General features: G+C 68.6%; 16 protein-coding genes. 5 read left to right on the top strand and 11 right to left on the bottom strand.

What is annotated here, in order from left to right; translation table 11 throughout:
• Positions 1-141: 141 nt before the first annotated feature.
• The gene (locus G6N50_RS04460) at positions 142-1203 is read left to right on the top strand and encodes a type III polyketide synthase (RefSeq protein ID WP_083094046.1); all 1062 of its coding nucleotides are present in this window, start codon (positions 142-144) and stop codon (positions 1201-1203) included.
• Between the two features lie 40 nt (positions 1204-1243).
• Here G6N50_RS04460 and G6N50_RS04465 read toward each other — a convergent pair whose 3' ends face one another.
• The 9 genes from G6N50_RS04465 to G6N50_RS29685 all read right to left on the bottom strand — a co-directional run bounded on the left by G6N50_RS04465 (position 1244) and on the right by G6N50_RS29685 (position 10852).
• Complete coding sequence (locus G6N50_RS04465) at positions 1244-3019, bottom strand: ABC-F family ATP-binding cassette domain-containing protein (RefSeq protein ID WP_083094045.1); 1776 nt, start codon at positions 3017-3019, stop codon at positions 1244-1246.
• Between the two features lie 17 nt (positions 3020-3036).
• Positions 3037-3720 (bottom strand): PAS and ANTAR domain-containing protein, encoded by a 684-nt coding sequence (locus G6N50_RS04470; protein ID WP_083094044.1) that lies wholly within the window; start codon positions 3718-3720, stop codon positions 3037-3039.
• Between the two features lie 61 nt (positions 3721-3781).
• Complete coding sequence (locus tag G6N50_RS04475) at positions 3782-4897, bottom strand: enolase C-terminal domain-like protein (protein ID WP_083094163.1); 1116 nt, start codon at positions 4895-4897, stop codon at positions 3782-3784.
• Complete coding sequence (locus G6N50_RS04480; RefSeq protein ID WP_083094043.1) at positions 4885-5901, bottom strand: SDR family oxidoreductase; 1017 nt, start codon at positions 5899-5901, stop codon at positions 4885-4887. The genes G6N50_RS04475 and G6N50_RS04480 overlap by 13 nt, the downstream gene beginning before the upstream one ends.
• Positions 5902-5932: 31 nt before the next feature.
• Positions 5933-7723 carry a glycoside hydrolase family 15 protein gene (locus tag G6N50_RS04485; RefSeq protein WP_083094042.1) on the bottom strand — a complete coding sequence of 597 codons (1791 nt, stop codon included), beginning with the start codon at positions 7721-7723 and terminating at the stop codon, positions 5933-5935.
• Positions 7716-9413, bottom strand: coding sequence for a GMC family oxidoreductase (locus tag G6N50_RS04490; protein WP_083094041.1), 1698 nt, complete (start codon positions 9411-9413; stop codon positions 7716-7718). Before G6N50_RS04490 ends, G6N50_RS04485 begins: the two co-directional genes overlap by 8 nt.
• Complete coding sequence (locus tag G6N50_RS04495; RefSeq protein WP_083094040.1) at positions 9413-10159, bottom strand: gluconate 2-dehydrogenase subunit 3 family protein; 747 nt, start codon at positions 10157-10159, stop codon at positions 9413-9415. The genes G6N50_RS04490 and G6N50_RS04495 overlap by 1 nt, the downstream gene beginning before the upstream one ends.
• Positions 10160-10175: 16 nt before the next feature.
• Positions 10176-10682 carry a hypothetical protein gene (locus G6N50_RS04500; protein ID WP_083094162.1) on the bottom strand — a complete coding sequence of 169 codons (507 nt, stop codon included), beginning with the start codon at positions 10680-10682 and terminating at the stop codon, positions 10176-10178.
• Positions 10683-10723: 41 nt separating this feature from the next.
• Positions 10724-10852 carry a hypothetical protein gene (locus G6N50_RS29685; RefSeq protein ID WP_264028753.1) on the bottom strand — a complete coding sequence of 43 codons (129 nt, stop codon included), beginning with the start codon at positions 10850-10852 and terminating at the stop codon, positions 10724-10726.
• Between the two features lie 309 nt (positions 10853-11161).
• On the opposite strand from G6N50_RS29685, the gene G6N50_RS04505 reads away from it, so the two are divergent.
• The gene (locus G6N50_RS04505) at positions 11162-11422 is read left to right on the top strand and encodes a hypothetical protein (protein WP_083094039.1); all 261 of its coding nucleotides are present in this window, start codon (positions 11162-11164) and stop codon (positions 11420-11422) included.
• Positions 11423-11486: 64 nt separating this feature from the next.
• Here the strand turns inward: G6N50_RS04505 and G6N50_RS04510 are convergent, their stop codons facing one another.
• Positions 11487-12227 (bottom strand): SDR family NAD(P)-dependent oxidoreductase, encoded by a 741-nt coding sequence (locus tag G6N50_RS04510; RefSeq protein WP_308204207.1) that lies wholly within the window; start codon positions 12225-12227, stop codon positions 11487-11489.
• 137 nt (positions 12228-12364) lie between these two features.
• Between G6N50_RS04510 and G6N50_RS04515 the strand changes: the two genes are divergently transcribed.
• From G6N50_RS04515 to G6N50_RS04525, 3 genes are all read left to right on the top strand, one after another.
• Complete coding sequence (locus G6N50_RS04515) at positions 12365-13885, top strand: HNH endonuclease signature motif containing protein (RefSeq protein ID WP_083094161.1); 1521 nt, start codon at positions 12365-12367, stop codon at positions 13883-13885.
• Positions 13886-14097: 212 nt separating this feature from the next.
• Complete coding sequence (locus tag G6N50_RS04520; protein WP_142275471.1) at positions 14098-17124, top strand: acyl-CoA synthetase; 3027 nt, start codon at positions 14098-14100, stop codon at positions 17122-17124.
• Positions 17121-17336, top strand: coding sequence for a Trm112 family protein (locus G6N50_RS04525; RefSeq protein WP_083094037.1), 216 nt, complete (start codon positions 17121-17123; stop codon positions 17334-17336). Before G6N50_RS04520 ends, G6N50_RS04525 begins: the two co-directional genes overlap by 4 nt.
• Here the strand turns inward: G6N50_RS04525 and G6N50_RS04530 are convergent.
• Complete coding sequence (locus G6N50_RS04530) at positions 17302-17925, bottom strand: TetR/AcrR family transcriptional regulator (RefSeq protein ID WP_083094036.1); 624 nt, start codon at positions 17923-17925, stop codon at positions 17302-17304. The two genes, G6N50_RS04525 and G6N50_RS04530, sit on opposite strands and share 35 nt — an antisense overlap.
• Positions 17926-17972: the final 47 nt, after the last annotated feature.

Here is a 17972-nt window from a genome sequence, read left to right on the forward strand (position 1 = left end):
GGAAATGATTACGCCAACGCGGAGGCGCTCTAATACGACATATGTTGAATACGAAGAATTTTTGCAAGACCGAACCGCACCGCATAAACTTTCGTGTTCACGGGGAGCGTTTCTGCTAATTGGCAATCAAGAGGGTAGAGCATGAGCGTCATCGCGGGTGTATTCGGCGCGTTGCCGCCGCATCGGTACAGCCAACGCGAAATCACCGACCAGATCGTCGAGTTCCCCACGCTGAAGGAACACGAAGAGGTCGTCCGGCGCCTGCACGCCGCCGCCAAGGTCAACAGCCGCCACTTCGTGTTGCCCCTGGAGCGGTATCACGCGCTGACCGACTTCGGCGCGACCAACGAGATCTTCATCGACAAGGCCGTGGAGCTGGGCTGCGACGCACTGCTGGGCGCTCTCGACGAGGCCGGGCTGCAGCCGCAAGACATCGACATGATCGCGACCACGACGGTCACCGGCATCGCGGTGCCGTCCCTCGACGCCCGGATCGTCGGGCGCCTCGGCCTGCGCCCGGACGTGCGCCGGGTCCCGCTGTTCGGTCTGGGCTGCGCGGCCGGGGCCGCGGGCGTGGGCCGGCTGCACGACTACCTGCGTGGTGCGCCCGACGGCGTCGCCGCCCTGGTGTCGGTCGAGCTCTGTTCGCTCACCTTCCCGACGGTCCGGCCGACCGTGTCGGGACTGGTGGGGACGGCGATGTTCGGTGACGGCGCCGCCGCGGTGGTCGCCGTCGGCGACCGTCGCGCCGAGCAGCTGAATTCCGCGGGGCCCGACATCCTGGATTCACGCAGCCGCCTATACCCGGAATCGCTGCACATCATGGGCTGGAACATCGGCTCGGACGGCATGCAGCTGGTGATGTCCCCTGAACTGCCGAAGGTCATCGACCGCTACGTGGCCGACGACGTGAACAGTTTCCTCGCCGGACACGGCCTGACCAAGGACGACATCGGCGCCTGGGTGACTCACCCCGGTGGCCCCAAGGTCATCAACGCGATCGCCAAGAGCCTGGACCTGCCCGCGGAGGCGCAGGAATTGACCTGGCGCTCACTCGGGGAAGTCGCCAACCTGTCGTCGGCGTCGGTGCTGCACATCCTGCGGGACACCATCGCCAAACCACCGCCGGGCGGCAGCCCAGGGCTGATGCTCGCGATCGGTCCCGGTTTCGGCTCCGAACTGGTGTTACTGCGCTGGCACTGAGCGGGTAACCGCACCCCGGATCCGTTGGCGCTCAACGTCATTACTCGTCGAGCAGCTCGGAGAGCTCCAGCCAGCGGCTCTCGGTCGCGGCGACCTCATCCTCGAGCGCACGCAGCTCCTGGGTGAGCCGCGTGACGCCGACATGGTCGGACTGGTCGTGTGCCGCGAGTTCGTTGTGTTTGTCCTCGATTCGGCCGGACAGGCGCGCGAGCTGGCGATCGACGCCGGACAGCTCCTTCTCGGCGGCCCGGCGCCGCGCCCCGGACATCCCTTCCGGCTCGGCGGGCGCCGGCGTGGTGGCCGCCGGCGCGGTCTGGTGCGCGGCCAGCCGCAGATACTCGTCGACCCCGCCGGGCAGATGCCGCAACCGGCCGTCGAGCACCGCGTATTGCTGATCGGTGACTCGCTCCAGCAGGTAGCGGTCGTGCGAGACGACGATCAGCGTGCCCGCCCACGAGTCGAGCAGATCCTCCACCGCGGTCAGCGTGTCGGTGTCGACGTCGTTGGTGGGCTCGTCGAGCAGCAACACGTTGGGTTCGGACAACAGCGTGAGCATCAGCTGCAGCCGCCGCCGCTGCCCGCCGGAGAGTTCGCCGATCCGCGCGGAGAGGTGGCCCTTGCCGAACCCGAGCCGCTCCAGCAGCTGGGCGGGCGTCACCTCGCGACCCTCGACCTCGTATCCACCGCGCAGCCTGCCCAGCACGTCGGCGATCCGGTCGTCGTTGAGGCCGGCCAGCGCGTCGCCCTGCTGGTCGAGCACGGCCAGCTGAACGGTCTTGCCGCGCTTGACGCGTCCGGTGTCCGGCGTGACGGTGCCGGCGATCAGCCCCAGTAGGGTCGACTTCCCGGCGCCGTTGGCGCCGACGATGCCGGTGCGCTCGCCGGGGGCGATCCGCCACTCGACATCGCGCAGCACCGGTCGGCCGTCGAACGTCACCGACACGTCGAGCAGGTCGATCACGTCCTTGCCCAGCCGTGCGGTGGCCAGCTTGGCCAGCTCGACGGTGTTGCGCAGCGGCGGCACGTCGGCGATCAGCTGGTTGGCGGCCTCGATGCGGAACTTGGGCTTCGAGGTGCGGGCCGGCGCGCCGCGACGCAACCAGGCCAGCTCCTTGCGCATCAGGTTCTGTCGCTTGGCCTCAGTGGCAGCGGCCATCCGGTCCCGCTCGACGCGCTGCAGGACGTACGCCGCGTAGCCGCCGTCGAACGGTTCGACGATCCCGTCGTGCACCTCCCATGTCGTGGTGGCGACTTCGTCGAGGAACCAGCGGTCGTGGGTCACCAGCAGCAGGCCGCCGGTGTTGCGCGCCCAGCGCCCTTTGAGGTGCTCGGCCAGCCAGGTGATGCCCTCGATGTCCAGATGGTTGGTGGGCTCGTCGAGCGCGATGACGTCCCATTCGCCGGCCAACAGCCTGGCCAGCTGCACCCGGCGGCGTTGGCCTCCGGACAGTGTGGAAACCGCTGCCTCCCAGGCGATGTCGGAGACCAGGCCGGCGACCACGTCGCGAACCCGGGCGTCACCGGCCCACTGGTGTTCGGCCGCGTCGCCGACCAGCGTGTAGCCCACGCTGCGGTCCGGGTCCAGGGTGTCGGCTTGGCTCAGCGCGCCGACCCGCAACCCGCTGCGCCGGGTGACCCGGCCCGAATCGGGGCGCTGCTGGCCGGTCAGCAGCCGCAGCAGGCTGGATTTGCCGTCACCGTTTCGCCCGACGATGCCGATGCGCGCGCCGTCGTTGACCCCGAGCGTGATCGAGTCGAAGACCACCTGCGTCGGATATTCGAGGTGTACGGCCTCGGCTCCAAGTAGGTGTGCCACCGGGCAAAGCTACCGTCCTAGTCGAGGGTGAGCAGCGCCTGGTCGATTTGGCTTCGGGTCTCCGGCGATGCCGCCTGATGGACCAGCGCGTCCAGGAAGCGGCTGGCGACGTCGCGCAGCTTGAGGTTGGCTTCCTGGGATCGCCAGACCAGAATGTCGAACGCCTTTTCCGCGGAGATGCCGTAGGCGGCCATCAACACGCCCTTGGCCTGTTCGATCTGTGCGCGGGCGTTGGCCACCGACTCCAGCACTTTGGTTATGTCGGAGTGCAGCGAGTCGGTGACGTCGACGTAGAACCCCGACGTGCCGATCAGCTCGCCGTCGTCGTCGAGCATCCGGTCGCCGACGACGACAACGCAGCGGGTGCGCCCACCGGTATCGACGATGCGGTGCCGGCTGCTGAACGGCTTTCCCTGCAACACTCGTTCCAGGACGGCCGCAACGTGTTCGCGGTCTTCGGGATGCTTGTGTTGCAGCAACAGATCGGTAGTGGGTTCCACCGTTCCGGGCGCGTAGCCGTGCATGCGCGCGACGGCGTCCGACCACTGCCAGCGGTCGCCGTCGAGAAGATAGCTGAACCTGCCGACCTTCTGCGGGTCGCCGAGGCCGAGAACCAGGTCGACCGCGCTGAGTTCCTCCTCGTCGATGACGTTCGACACCGGGGTCTCGCGGTCAGCTTCATCCTTGGAATTCACCGTCATCGTGAAATGCCTTCCTAGTCAACGGCCACAGCTCCGGGTTGCTCGTCCACATGGATACCCATCACGCCACCCGGTACCGCTCGGCGTCCGGGTGCTTGAATTCCAGGCCGAGACCCGGCCGTTGTTGATCGGGCCGCAACGCACCGCCCTCCGGCGACAGGGCGCCGTCGAACAGCGTCTGTTCGATGCGATGGTGATCGTGGAAGTACTCCAGGTGCCGCAGATTCGGGATGGTGCTGGCGACGTGGGCGTGCAGGTTGGGAGCGCAGTGCCCGGAGACGTCCACGTTGTAGGCGGCGGCCACGGCCGCGGCGCGCACCCAGTCGGTGATGCCCCCGCAGCGGGTGACGTCGATCTGCAGGCAGTCGACCGCCTGGGCGGCGAGCATCCGGTTGAAGTAGGCCAGATCGTAGCCGTACTCACCGGCGGTGACGTCCGGGCTGACCTGGTCACGGACCTCCCGAAGCCCGTCCAGGTCGTCGGAGGAGACGGGTTCTTCGAACCACGTGACGCCGTGGTCGGCCATGGCGTGCGCCACCCGGATCGCCTGCTTGCGCCGGTAGCCGCCGTTGGCGTCCACGTACAGTTCGACGTGAGGCCCGATCACCTTGCGCGCCAGGGTAATCCGATCCAGATCGCGGCCCACGTCGGAGCCCCAGGACTCGCCGATCTTGATTTTCACCCGGGGGATGTGCCATTCGCCGACCCAGCGTTCGAGTTGAGCGCGGGTGGTGCGCTCGTCGTAGGTGGTGAAGCCGCCGCTGCCGTAAATCGGTACCTCGGCACGCGTCATGCCGAGCAATCGGCATACCGGTAGCCCCAGCAGCTTGCCCTTGAGGTCCCACAGCGCGGTGTCGAGCGCCGAGATCGCGCAGGCGGCCAGGCCGGGCCGCCCGTTGTTGCGCATCGCCCTGACCATCGACTCCCACCGTGCCGGAATGTCCACGGCGCTGTGTCCGGTGAGCGCTCCGGCGAGCTTGCCGCCGATCAGCTTGGCGCATGCCCCGTCGGCGTAGGTGTAGCCGATTCCGCGTCGTCCGCCGGCCGTGACCTCGGTCAACACCAGGGTGGTCGACGACCAGGACAGGGTGCCGTCGGCTTCCGTTGTATCGGTGGGGATTTCGTAGACTTGCGCGGTGACCGCCTCGATCCGCGCCGAGGGCGTCATCGCGTCCACCGGCGGCCCGCCCGCGCCGCGAGCCACGCGCCCAGTCCGGCGGCGCTCAGCGCGCCGGCGCCGCTGACGGCGGGATGCTGGGACGCCCACAGTTGCGGGCTGTGGGCGTGCGACTTGTCGTCGAACTGGCCGTGCGGGCCGTGGTCGCTGCCTGGCTCGGAGTCCAGCGGCTGCCACAGGTTGTGGGGCCGGTCGGGGCCGACGCGCTCCGCGGTCTGCTGGGAGTCGTATCCGGTGCGCCCGAGGTAGCGGTCCAGCAGCGGCGCGACGAACTTCTGCGCCAGCAGCGTCACCATGGTGGAATCGCCGACCCAAAATTGTTTGCGCCCTGGATGATCGGCCGCATACAGGACGCCGCGGGCGGCGACCTCGGGCTGATAGATCGGCGGCACGGGTTGGGGATGGCGGGGCAGCCGGGACAGCACCCAGGAGAATTGCGGGGTGTTGACCGCGGGCATCTGCACGACGGTGATCCGCACCTTGGAGCCCTCGTGGAACAGCTCGCAGCGCACCGATTCGGTGAAGCCGTTGACGGCGTGTTTGGCGCCGCAGTAGGCCGACTGCAGCGGGATCGATCGCTGACTGAGCGCCGACCCCACCTGCACGATGGTGCCGCGGTTGCGGGGACGCATCTTGGCCAGCGCCGCCATGGTGCCGTGCACGTAGCCGAGGTAGGACACCTCGGTCACGCGTTTGAACTCCTCGGCGCTGATCTCGCTGAACGGCGCGAACACGGACGTGAACGCGACGTTGACCCAGACGTCGATGGGACCGAACGCGGCTTCGGCCTCGTCGGCGGCGGCGACGACGGCCGCGTAGTCGGCCACGTCGGTCGCGATGGCCAGCGCCTTGCCGCCGCCGGCCTCGACGTCGCGGGCGGCGCCGTCAAGCCCGGCGGCACCGCGGGCGAGCAGGACGACGTTGGCGCCGCGCCGGCCGAACTGCTGGGCGGTGGCGCGGCCGATGCCCGCGCTGGCTCCGGTGATCACCACTGTCTGTGTCATCGCAATACTGCCTTTCGCTCGGATCCGGTAGTCACTCATGGTGGGCGGCGTCGTCGGTGAGGGTGGCCGTGCATTCGAGCATCAGCGCGTGCGCGAACGCCTGCGGCAGGTTGCCGCGCAGCTGGCGCTGCCGCACGTCGTACTCCTCGCAGAACAGCCCGGGCGGGCCGCACGCGGCGCGGTTGCGTTCGAACCAGCGCATCGCGCAATGGCCGTGGCCCAGTTGGTCTTCGGCCAACGCCATCATGAATCCGCAGAGCAGGAAGGCGCCCTCGGCGTCGCCGAGGTCGCGTTCGTCGTGCCGGAAGCGGTAGACGAACCCGTCGTCGGTGAGTTCCCGGCGAACGGCGTCCAGGGTGGCGCGGGTGCGGGGGTCGTCGGCGGGAACGGCGCCGCGCACCGGCGGCAGCAGCAGCGACGCGTCGACCCCGGTCAGCCGCGGGCTGCGTTGCCAATAGCCGTGCGGGTGCAGGCTGCTCGACGCGGTGTCGGCCAGGATCGCATCGGCCAGCGAAGCGCAGGTGGCCACCTCGGGACCGGCGCCGGCCAGCCGGGCGATGGCGCGTAACCCGGCCACGCAGGCCAGGCGGGACTGCGTCCAGTGTTCGTCGTCGACCTCCCAGACGCCGGCATCCGGTTCGCGCCAACGTTTTTCGATGGCCCTGATGGCCGTCTGCGCGGCGCGCCAGCCCTCGGCGTCGAGCCGGTCGGCGGCGCCCGCCTTGGCCAGCAACTGCAGCGCCTCGCCGAAGACATCGAGCTGGAATTGCTGGTTGACCCAGTTGCCGACCTTGTCGGTGCCGCCGGGGTAGCCGGGCAGGTCGAGCGTTTCCTCGCTGGGCACGGCGCCGCCGGTGACGGTGTAGGCAGGCTTGAGGTTCGGGCCGTCCTCGAGTAGCCGGGCGCCGACGAATTCGACCGCCCGGTCCAGCAATTCGGTGGTGCCGACGGCGGCGGCGGCCATGCCGGCGTACACCTGATCGCGGATCCAGGCGTAGCGGTAGTCGTAGTTTTGATTGGTGTGCGCGCGTTCGGGCAGGCTCATCGTGGCCGCGGCCACCATGCCGCCGCCGCTGCTGGTCAGCCCGCGCAGCACCGCGTAGGAGTGGCTTCCGTCGCGGGGGGCGATGCTGCAGTTCAGCCGGGGCACGCTGCGCTGCCAGGCGGCCGCGGTGGCGTCCCAGGCCAGGTCGGGGTCGGGTGGCTGGTCGGGCAGCGTGCGTTCGGACAGCTCCAGCACCAGGTCGTGTTGCCGGCCCTCCTCGAGGGTGATCTCACAGGTGAGCAGTTCGCTTTTGTCGTGCGCGGCTTTGGTGGTGCGCACGTCGCAACCGGCCAGCCAACGCCAGCGCAACCGGCCCGAGCGGCCGCTCCACACCCCGCCGTCCGAGGTGGGCTGGCCGAGGCCGTGCCGGCCGAAGCCCGCACTCGGCGCCAACAGCACCCGTACGCGCGCCGTCCCGCGGCACACCGTGAGGCGCCGCAGCAGCACCACCCGGTCCCGGTCGCCCGGAAAGGCCAGCGCCTCACGGCATTCCACGGTGCCGTCCCGGGTGATCCAGCGGTTGCGCCAGATCAGGGTGCCGGGCTCGTAATAGCCGCCCCACACGTGCCGGACATCGGTCGGGGTGATCGCGTAAACACCCCCGCCGCCAATGAGGTTGGCGAAGACCGCGTCGGAGTCCCAGTGCGGGGCGCACATCCAGGCCAGGTCGCCCTGCGGCCCGACCAGCGCGCCGCGTTCACCGTCGGCGAGCAGCGCGTACTCGCGCAGCACCCGGGGCGCGAAGGTCGTCTCGACGTCAATCGTCTGGTCAGCCACGGGCGCTCGCCTCCGACCTCCGTCCCGCGGTGGTATCGATCTTGCCGGCGGCCAGCCGCTCGGCCAGCCGCGAGGCCAGCGCCATGATCGTCAGCGCGGGGTTAGCCGAGCCCTGCGTCGGACACACCGAGCCGTCAGCGAGGAACAGGTTCGGAACGCCCCACACTCGTTGATCGGAGTCGACGACCGAATTCTCCGGACTGGTGCCCATGCGGGCGCCGCCGATCAGGTGGGCGAAACGCTCGATGGTGAGTACGTCCTGGGCGTCGGCGGCGTGCAGGATGTCGCCGATCACCTTGGTGGAGTAGGCCATGTTGGCCTTGTCGTTGTCGCAGAGCGTGTAGTCGAACCGGGCCACCGGAATGCCGTACGGGTCCTTCTCGTCGGCCAGGGTCACGCGGTTGTCCGGCAGCGGCAACAGCTCGTTGAGCACGCCGACGGCCGCCCAGTGGTTGTAGTCGCGCATGTACTCCCGCAGGGCGCGGCCCCAATGCCCTTCCGCGAGAACGTGTTCGGCCCACCCGATGGGCATCGGCGACACCGTCTGGATGGCGAAGCCGCGGGCGAACCCACGGGAAAGGTCGGTCTCGTAGAACTGTTCGGAGGTCACCTCGGGGGGCGGCGCTTTATACATCCGCACCTCCTCGGACCACCGCCCGGCGGACTGGGTGGCGCCCTGCACCATCACGTAGCGCCCGACCTGATCGTCGTTGTTGCCCAACCCGTTCGGGAAGCGGTCGCTGACCGAGTTCAACAGCAGACGCGGCGTCTCGATCGAATATCCGGCAATGGCAACGAGCTTGGCGCGCTGCAGCCGCTCCTTGCCACCCGTCTCGTCGTAGTAGACCACGCCGCGGGCCGCGCCGCTCTCGTCGAGCTCGACGCGGGCGGCCATGCAGTTGGCGCGGATCTCCACCGCGTGGGCCAGCGCGTCGGGCAGGTGCGTGACGTACGGGCTGGCCTTGGCGTTGACCTTGCAGCCCTGCAGGCAGTAGCCGCGGTAGATGCAGTGCGGGCGGTTGCCGAAGGTGCCGTTGACGATGCCGACGGGCCCGACACGCATCTCGATGCCAAGCTTGAGCGCGCCCCGCCATATCTTGGCGGCCGCACCTGAAATAGGATGTGGGGCAAAGGGATAGCGATGCGGATCGCCCCAGGGCCAGTTCTGGCCGGCCACCGGCAGCTCCAGCTCGACACGCTCGTAGTGGCGGCGGATGTCCTCGTAGCGGATGGGCCAGTCCGCCCCGACCCCGTCCAGGGTGTAGGTCTGAAAATCGCTGGGGTGAAACCGCGGGGTGTACCCGGCGTAGTGCACCATGGAGCCGCCCACGCCGCGCCCGGAATTGTTCTTGCCCAGCTCGATCGGGTCGTCGCCGCCGATGATGCGTTTCTGTGTCCAGTACAGCGCGTGGGAGCCGGCCTCGTCGGACACCCAGTCCTCGTCGGGGTGCCAGAACGGGCCGGCCTCGAGGATCACGACCCGCCAGCCCTCGCGCGCCAGCCGCTGCGCCAGCACGGATCCGCCGGCCCCGGCGCCGACCACGACCAGATCGACCTCGTCGTCGTCGGCGTAGCGGCGCATCGTCTTCTCGCCGGGCAGGTCGCGCGTGTGCACGTCGAGCAGGAATCGCGAATCATTGTCCTTGGGTTCGACCGCTCCCTTGAACAGGCCCCGCAGGAAGTCGCCCATCACACCTGTCCGTTCTGCACGATCTGCACCGGATCCTCGTCGGTGGCACCGCGGGTCTCGTAGGGTTCGCGCGCGGCGGCCGGCCCGGTTGCGCCGCCGAGGCGCATGAAACCGCGCGGGTAGGCCGGGCCGCCGAACCCGATCTCGTTCCACGCCCATGGGTGGGAATAGAAGCCCGACAACGTCATTCGCATGCACACCGACCACGCTCGCTTGACGTTCAGGCTCTCCCACGCCCCGCCTTGCAGGTCGCCTTGCGAGAACTTGTCGATGATCGCTTCGCGGGTGATGAGGTCGGCGTCGGCGAACGAGGATCCGCCGTAGTGGGTCGACGCCGTCTCATTCAGCGCGCGCAGCACCAGCCGCCAGGTGTCGCGGTCGTCGGGCATGTCGGCGTACTGGTAACCGTCGAGGCGCCCGTCCGCGAGCTTGGAGTCGACGGACTCGGCCACCGGCACCCGCGGCTCAACGTCTTGCGCGAGCACCGTGTCGCAGAACGCGCGCAGGCACGGCTCCTCTTCGGGGGTGAAAAACCGCAGTGGGCCCGGTGGTTCGAGCCGGGCCAGCACCACCTTTCTGGTGGCCTCGTCCCACGTGTCGGCGGTTTCCAGCACGTCGTAATCGGGGTAGCGCCCGATCATCTGCGGCGTGATGCCGCGGCGTTGCCTGGGCAGCCAGGACGGGTGCGGCGGCTTGCCGTCGGGACGCAGGTTGGGCAAATGGTCGGGGCGTGAGGTGTCGGCCATCTCGGGAATCCAGCCCCTAATCCCGGAACCGTTCGCGGCGCAGGATCGACGCCAGCAACCCCATTCCGCCGACCATGCACATCAATCCCGGCGCCGCGATCGGCGGGCCCATCGGCACGTTGTAGGAGGCGTTCTTCCACCCGCCCGGCTTGCGCGCGACCCCACGCGCGTGCAGGTATTCGCCCATCAGCCCGTTGGCCGTGTAGATGCCCGCGGTGATGGGCAGCCAGACTTTGGCCCAGCGTCGGGAGAACACCCCGCCGATTCCGGCGACGACCACCGGCGGGGTCACCACGATCGGGCTCCACATCCACTTGTTACCGAAGCTGGCTTTGTAGTGCTCGAAGTAGATCTCGGCCGTCGTGACCAGTGCCGCCACTGCCGTCAGTCCGGACAGTGAGCGTTCGAAACGACCGTGTGCGACGTCATACAGAGCTCGCCCGGCCAGATGTTGGACCTCGCCGATTCCGTCGCCGCCGGCGGTGCGGTCTTTGCTCCGTCCGCCGTTACCCAGCAACAACATGTGCATCCCTTTCTCGCTCGCACTCGTGCGCGGCCGCGCGATCACCGGCCGGGTGTGATGTGGTTGACGAACCGGGCGGCCAACTGTGGCGCGCCGCGGACACCGGGTGTCCGAATGAATGTGCTGGAGATGTCGCGGAACTGTTCGCCGAGCGAATCCGCCGCCATCATGCCCATGAGCCACCTCGCCCTCGCGTTGGAACGAACACGGTCTGGCAGGCCTCGGCCCCGGCACTGCCGTGCAGTGCCGGTCGCCAAAAACCCGCCCAGAAAACTGGAAGCGCCCAGCTGTGTCTTTCAACCGAAGGAGTCCCGACGACGCGTCGCGACCGAAGCGCATCGGCTGTGTACCCGGCGTCCTGCAGCGCAAACGGGCTCGCGGCCGGTTCTCAGCGTGCTTTCAGCGTTAGGAGTGTCCGGTGGGTAAGTCGCTGCCGCTGAGCAGGATTGCTTCGCCCTTATGTGGGTAAATAGCCGATCATGAAAAAGATTGTGCGCATCGCAGCGTCAGCGCTCTTCTTGACTGCCGGTTTCGGGCTCGCTGGTTCGGGGGCAGCTGCAGTCGCCCACGCCCATCCCGCGCCTTTTCCCCAGTACCACTGGTGCCCCGGCCAGTGGTGGGATCCGGGCTGGGGCGGCAACTGGGATCAGGGCCGTTGCCACGGCGACCACTGGTACGACGGTGAAGCCCACGATCAGGGCCACTGGCACAACGGTCCCTGGGATCCGAACTGGCACTAGGCTCGCGCGATCCGGCGATCGTGTAGCCGGTGGACCTAGATACTCGCCCGCAGGCCTCCGCGGATTACGATGGGGCGGAATGCATTTCACGTATGCGCTTGAGCGAGAGCCTTGCGAACCGCGCTGAGATGGTCGGTGACAGGCGGTCCAGGTACCACAGCGCCCTCCACCAGGCCGGCACGATGATGATCGCTTTGTTTCGCAGCACCGCACGCAGGACGCGGGCGGCGAATTTGTCGGGTGCCATCGGCCGCATCGGCTCCCAGAACCTGAGTAGGTCCTCGTCGCTGGCGCCGGTATTGGTCATCCGCCCGTAGGTGCCGCCGGTGAGGATCGGGGTCCGGATCGCGCCCGGGCACAGCACCGACACCTTGACGTTGTGGCGCTCGGCCTCGATCCGCATCGCCTTCGACAGGGCGACGACGGCGTGTTTGGAGGCCGTATAGCTGGCGGTACCGGGACCGGCAAGCAGGCCGGCCATCGACGCCGTGTTCACGATGTGGCCCGAGCCCTGCCGGATCATGAGCGGATACACCGCCTGGATGCCGTGCACCACGCCGTGCAGATTCATGGCGAGCACGTCGTTCCAGTCGTCGAGCGTGTAGGAGTCGACCTCACCGCCGACGCCGATGCCGGCGTTGTTGAACAGGTAATCGATCCGGCCGGACTGCCGCACCGCCTCGGCGACGGCTTCCTCGAATGCGGGATAGCTGCGGACGTCGAGCTCGAGGGCGTGCGCTTTCCCGGCGCCGCTGTTGAGGCGTTGCGCCAATTCCCGCGCCGCGTCCAGTTGGCGATCGGCGATCCAGACCTCCGCGCCGCCGCGACCAACTTCGTGGCCAGTGCGGCGCCGATGCCCGAAGCACCGCCGGTGATGAACGCGACCTCACCCGAACCAGTTGAACAGAATCAATGTCGGTGGCCGCTGGCATGATCGAACGCATGTTCGAGTCAGGATCGGATGCGGGATCTCCGCCGGAGGTGATCGCCCGGTTTGACGAGCTTGTCGAACGCTGTTACCCGTCGAGGACGCCGGAGTCCACGGAGTTGGTTGGCGAGATCTGCGCGGCGGCGCGGGCGGAGAACCGGGCCGCGGCCGCTCAGTTGGTGGCGATCGGGAAGTTGTTCGCCTACCGGCTGTCGCGGTGCTCGGAGACCGAGGAGTGGGCGATCGACACGCAGGAGGCGGTGGCCGCCGAGGTGGCCGCGGCGCTGCGCACGAGTCAGGGTCTGGCCGCGAGCCGGTTGCGGTATGCGCGCGCGATGCGTGAGCGGTTGCCGAAGGTGGGTGCGGTCTTCGTGGCCGGGGATATCGAGTACTCGACGTTCCAAACGATCGTGTTCCGCACTGATTTGATCGTTGACCCCGAGGTAATGGCGAGGGTGGATGCCGCGTTGGCGGCCAACGTGGCGCGCTGGCCGTCGATGACTCGGGGACGGTTGGCCGCGCAAGTGGACAAGGTCGTGGCCAAGGCCGATGTCGATGCGGTGCGGCAACGTCAGAAGTTCGTAGCCGACCGGCAGGTGTGGATCGCCGACGGCGTTGGGGGTATCGCCGAAATTCACGGCAGCCTGCTCGCCCCCGACGCGCACGCGCTGGACAAACGGCTCGATGCGTTGGCCGCCACGGTATGCGAGCGCGATCCGCGTAGCCGTGAGCAGCGCCGCGCCGATGCGCTGGGGGCGCTGGCGGGTGGAGCCGACCGGTTGGGCTGTCGCTGCGGATGCCCGGACTGCGCGGCCGGCAAACGGCCCGCGCCAGGCCCGGTGGTGATCCACGTGATCGCCGAGCGGTCCAGCTTGGACGGGGCGGGCGCCACGCCGGCGTCAGAGGTGGGTGCCGACGGACTCATCGCCCCCGAGCTTGTGGCCGAGTTGGCAGCCTCGGCCAAACTGACCCCGCTGGCACATCCAGGTGATGCCGCCCCCGAGCCCGGCTATGTGCCCTCGAAGGCACTGGCCGATTTCGTGCGGTGCCGGGACCTGACCTGCCGCTCGCCCGGCTGTGACCGCCCGGCCACCGAGTGCGACATCGACCATACGATCCCGTACGCCGCGGGCGGGCCCACTCACGCGTCGAACCTCAAGTGCTTGTGCCGCACTCATCACCTGGTCAAGACGTTCTGGGGATGGCGCGATCAGCAACTGCCCGACGGCACGGTCATTTGGACCCTGCCCGACGGGCACACCTATGTCACCACCCCGGGCAGCGCGCTGCTGTTCCCCAGCCTGTGCGCCCCGACCGGCGACCCGCCCCTACCCACCGGACCGAAACCCGACGCGTGCGCCGAGCGCACCGCCATGATGCCGCTGCGCACCCGCACCCGCGCCCAAAACCGGGCCGCGCGAATTGCGGTCGAGCGCAAGCACAATCGCGAGGCCCGCACAGCCCGCGCTGTCCCGCCGGCAGCTCGAACCTGGACCACCACCTACCCGCCCGACGAGGACCCCCCGCCGTTCTAACGGGGTTCAGGACAGTTCTCACCTCCCACCGAGCTGCCTCTCGATCGCGGAGAGCGGCGACGGGAAAACGCTGGTGGCGCGGCACGCCTTAACCCAGGAGGCCGCGGATGCCGCCGCCCTGGACGGCGCGGGGCCGGGGTCCACCATCGATCTCAACGGGTGCAGCGGTTGATACTCGATTCGGGATAACCACCGCCCTCCTAGCTGCCCTGATGTGCCATGATGTCCAAGCTGTCAAGACTCAGGGAGCAGCAGTGGATCTCAATATTTCGATGGTCACACGACCGGTCGAGCGGCTGATCGCCACAGCACAGAACGGGCTGGAGGTCTTGCGGCTGGGGGGCTTGGAAACCGGTAGTGTCCCGTCGCCGTCCCAGACCGTCGAGAGCGTGCCGATGTACAAGCTCCGGCGGTATTTCCCGCCGGACAACCGGCGCGGCCAGTCGCCCGCCGGGCCGCCGGTGCTGATGGTGCACCCGATGATGATGTCGGCCGACATGTGGGACGTCACCCGCGAGGAAGGCGCGGTGGGGATCCTGCACGCGCACGGGATCGATCCCTGGGTCATCGACTTCGGCGAACCCGACAAGATCGAGGGCGGCATGCGGCGCACGCTGGCCGACCACATTGTCGCGCTCAGCCAGGCCATCGACACGGTCAGGGACGTCACCGGCAGCGACATCCATCTGGTCGGTTACTCCCAGGGCGGTATGTGGTGCTACCAGGTCGCCGCCTACCGGCGTTCGAAGGCTCTTGCCAGCATCGTCACCTTCGGTTCGCCGGTGGACACCCTGGCCGCCCTGCCCATGGGCATCCCGGCGAACTTCGCAGCGCCCGCGGCCAATTTCATGGCCGACCACGTCTTCAGCCGGCTGGACATCCCCAGCTGGATGGCGCGCACCGGCTTTCAGATGCTCGACCCGCTCAAGACCGCGAAGGCGCGGGTGGACTTCCTGCGCCAGCTGCACGACCGCGAGGCGCTACTGCCGCGCGAGCAGCAGCGCCGATTCCTCGAGCGCGAAGGGTGGATCGCCTGGTCGGGCCCGGCGATCTCGGAGCTGCTCAAACAATTCATCGCCCACAACCGGATGATGACCGGCGGCTTCGCCGTCAACGGCCAGATGGTGACGCTCACCGACATCACCTGTCCCGTGCTGGCTTTCGTCGGCGAGGTGGACGACATCGGGCAGCCCGCGTCGGTGCGCGGCATCCGGCGGGCGGCGCCCAACGCCGAAGTCTACGAATACACGATTCGCACAGGACATTTCGGCTTGGTCGTGGGATCCAAAGCGGCACAACATAGCTGGCCGACTGTCGCCGAATGGGTGAAGTGGCTGTCCACCGGCGGCGACAAACCCACCAGCATCGACTTGATGGCCGACCAGCCCGCGGAGCACACCGACAGCGGGGTAGCGCTCAGCTCCCGGATCGCACACGGCCTGGGGGAGGCCTCCGAGGCGGCGCTGGGCATCGCGCGCGGCGCCGCCAACACCGTCGTCGCCGCCAACAAGTCCGTACGCACCCTGGCCGTCGAGACGGCCCGGACCCTGCCGCGCCTGGTCCGCCTGGGCCAGATCAACGACCACACCCGAATCTCACTGGGCCGCATCATTGAAGAACAGGCGCACGACGCCCCGCAGGGCGAATTCCTCCTGTTCGACGGCCGGGTGCACACCTACGAGGCCGTGAATCGGCGTGTCAACAACGTTGTTCGCGGACTGATCGACGTCGGGGTGCGGCAGGGCGACCGGGTCGGCGTGTTGATGGAGACCCGGCCCAGCGCACTGGTGGCCATCGCCGCGCTGTCCCGGCTCGGCGCGATCGCGGTGGTGATGCGACCCGACGCCGATCTCGCCGCATCGGTGCGGCTCGGGGGAGTCACCGAACTGCTGACCGACCCCGCCAACCTCGACGCGGTATTGGGCTCCGACCGCCAGGGGCTGCGGCAGGTGCTGGTGCTCGGTGGCGGCGAGTCGCGCGATCTGCACCTGCCCGAGGACTCCGACGTCATCGACATGGAAAAGATCGACCCGGACGCCGTGGAGCTGCCGGGGTGGTACCGCCCCAACCCGGGACTGGCCCGGGATTTGGCGTTCATCGCGTTCAGCGCGGCCGGCGGCGAGCTGGTGGCCAGGCAGATCACCAACTACCGCTGGGCGGTGTCGGCCTTCGGTACCGCATCGACGGCCGCCCTGGACCGCCGTGACACCGTCTATTGCCTGACGCCGCTGCACCACGAGTCGGCGCTGCTGGTCAGTCTCGGCGGTGCGGTGGTCGGTGGCACCCGCATCGCCCTGTCGCGCGGCCTGGACCGGGACCGATTCGTCCAGGAGGTCCGCCAGTACGGCGTCACCGTGGTGTCCTACACCTGGGCCATGCTGCGTGAGATCGTCGACGACCCGGCGTTCGTGCTGCAGGGCAATCACCCGGTGCGGTTGTTCATCGGTTCCGGCATGCCGACCGGGCTGTGGGGGAGAGTCGTCGACGCGTTCGCGCCCGCCCACGTCGTCGAATTCTTCGCCACCACCGACGGGCAGGCGGTGCTGGCCAATGTGTCGGGCGCCAAGGTCGGCAGCAAGGGCCGCCCGCTGCCGGGCGCCGGGCGCATCGAGCTGGGCGCCTACGACGCCGAGCACGACCTGATCCTGGAGAACGAGCGCGGCTTCGTGCAGATCGCCGAACCCAAACAGGTCGGGGTCCTGCTCGCCGCCTCCAACGGCCCGATCGATCCGAGCGCCTCGGTCAAGCGCGGCGTCTTCGCCGCCGGCGACACCTGGATATCGACCGAGTACCTGTTCTATCGCGACGACGACGGCGACTACTGGTTGGCGGGCCGGCGCGGCTCGGTGGTGCACACCGTCCGCGGTCTGGTCTACGCCGAGCCGGTCACCGACGCGCTGGGATGCATCAACGGTGTCGACCTCGCGGTGACCTACAACGTGCCGGTGGGCGACCACGAGGTGGCGGTGTCGGCGGTGACCTTGTTGCCGGGGGCCTCCATCACCGCGGCCGACCTGACCGAGGCCTTCGCCAAGATTCCCATCGGCCTGGGACCCGACATCGTGTGCCTGGCACCGGAGATGAACCTGAGCGCGACGTTCCGCCCGACGGTCAGCGCCTTGCGGGCCGCCGGGATACCGAAGGCCGGACGCCACGTCTGGTATTTCGATGCCGAGACAAGTCAGTACCGCCGCCTGACCAGCGGGGTCCGTTCCGAGCTGAGCGGAGCTCAGTCATGATCGACGATGCACTGTTGGGCATTCTGGTGTGCCCGGACGATCGCGGCCCGCTGCTGTTGGTCGACGACGAACTGTTGTACAACCCGCGGCTGCGGCGGGCCTACCGCATCGAGGACGGCATCCCGGTGCTGCTCATCGACGAGGCCCGCGACGTCGACGACGACGAGCACTCCCGGCTCATCGCACAAGGCCGTCCGGCAGATCCCCGGTGAGGTAGTGCTGTAGGTTCGGCGCGATGGTTTCCGCGATCTGGTCCGGCGGCAGCGACGCGAACGGCTCCAGTTGCAGGATGTAGCGCGCCATCACCACGCCCACCAGCTGCGACGCGACGAATTGGATGCGGATGATTCCGCTTCCCGGCGGATCGTCCACGCGCGGACCGACTTCGACGGCGATCACGTCCTGGATGAACGTCCGGAACAGGTTGACCTCCGAACCGGCCAGCACCGACCGCAGGGTGGCGATGAACCCGGTGCCCAGGTCGGAATCCCACAGCGGCAACAACATCGAGGGCAGCCGGTAGCCGATCTCCTCGACCGGCACCTCGCGCAACGGGCCGATGATGTCCATCGGGTCGATCGGGATGTGCACGGCCGCCGCGAACAGCTTCTCCTTGGTGCCGAAATAGTGATGCACCAGCGCCGAATCCACTCCCGCGGCCGCGGCCACCGCACGAATCGACGTATTGCGAATCCCCTTGCTGGCGAAGAGCTCTCGCGCGCTGGCCAGGATGCGGTTGCGGGTGTCGGAGACCCCGGCCGGCCGCCCCCGCCGCCGGCGCCCGGCGTTGGTGGTCGTCACCAGGCCCCTCCGCGGCGACCCGCTGCGCCCGGCTGCGCCGAGCTTGC

Source organism: Mycobacterium mantenii, from assembly GCF_010731775.1.
GTDB classification, from domain to species: domain Bacteria; phylum Actinomycetota; class Actinomycetes; order Mycobacteriales; family Mycobacteriaceae; genus Mycobacterium; species Mycobacterium mantenii.

What these genes read in the sequence shown, in the direction of transcription:
- G6N50_RS04460 (WP_083094046.1), top strand. Translation starts at nt 142, where the DNA reads ATGAGCGTCATCGCGGGTGTATTCGGCGCGTTGCCGCCGCATCGGTAC.
- G6N50_RS04470 (WP_083094044.1), bottom strand. Translation starts at nt 3,720, where the DNA reads ATGACGGTGAATTCCAAGGATGAAGCTGACCGCGAGACCCCGGTGTCG.
- G6N50_RS04480 (WP_083094043.1), bottom strand. Translation starts at nt 5,901, where the DNA reads ATGACACAGACAGTGGTGATCACCGGAGCCAGCGCGGGCATCGGCCGC.
- G6N50_RS04490 (WP_083094041.1), bottom strand. Translation starts at nt 9,413, where the DNA reads ATGGGCGACTTCCTGCGGGGCCTGTTCAAGGGAGCGGTCGAACCCAAG.
- G6N50_RS04495 (WP_083094040.1), bottom strand. Translation starts at nt 10,159, where the DNA reads ATGGCCGACACCTCACGCCCCGACCATTTGCCCAACCTGCGTCCCGAC.
- G6N50_RS04500 (WP_083094162.1), bottom strand. Translation starts at nt 10,682, where the DNA reads ATGTTGTTGCTGGGTAACGGCGGACGGAGCAAAGACCGCACCGCCGGC.
- G6N50_RS29685 (WP_264028753.1), bottom strand. Translation starts at nt 10,852, where the DNA reads ATGATGGCGGCGGATTCGCTCGGCGAACAGTTCCGCGACATCTCCAGC.
- G6N50_RS04505 (WP_083094039.1), top strand. Translation starts at nt 11,162, where the DNA reads ATGAAAAAGATTGTGCGCATCGCAGCGTCAGCGCTCTTCTTGACTGCC.
- G6N50_RS04515 (WP_083094161.1), top strand. Translation starts at nt 12,365, where the DNA reads ATGTTCGAGTCAGGATCGGATGCGGGATCTCCGCCGGAGGTGATCGCC.
- G6N50_RS04520 (WP_142275471.1), top strand. Translation starts at nt 14,098, where the DNA reads ATGTGCCATGATGTCCAAGCTGTCAAGACTCAGGGAGCAGCAGTGGAT.
- G6N50_RS04525 (WP_083094037.1), top strand. Translation starts at nt 17,121, where the DNA reads ATGATCGACGATGCACTGTTGGGCATTCTGGTGTGCCCGGACGATCGC.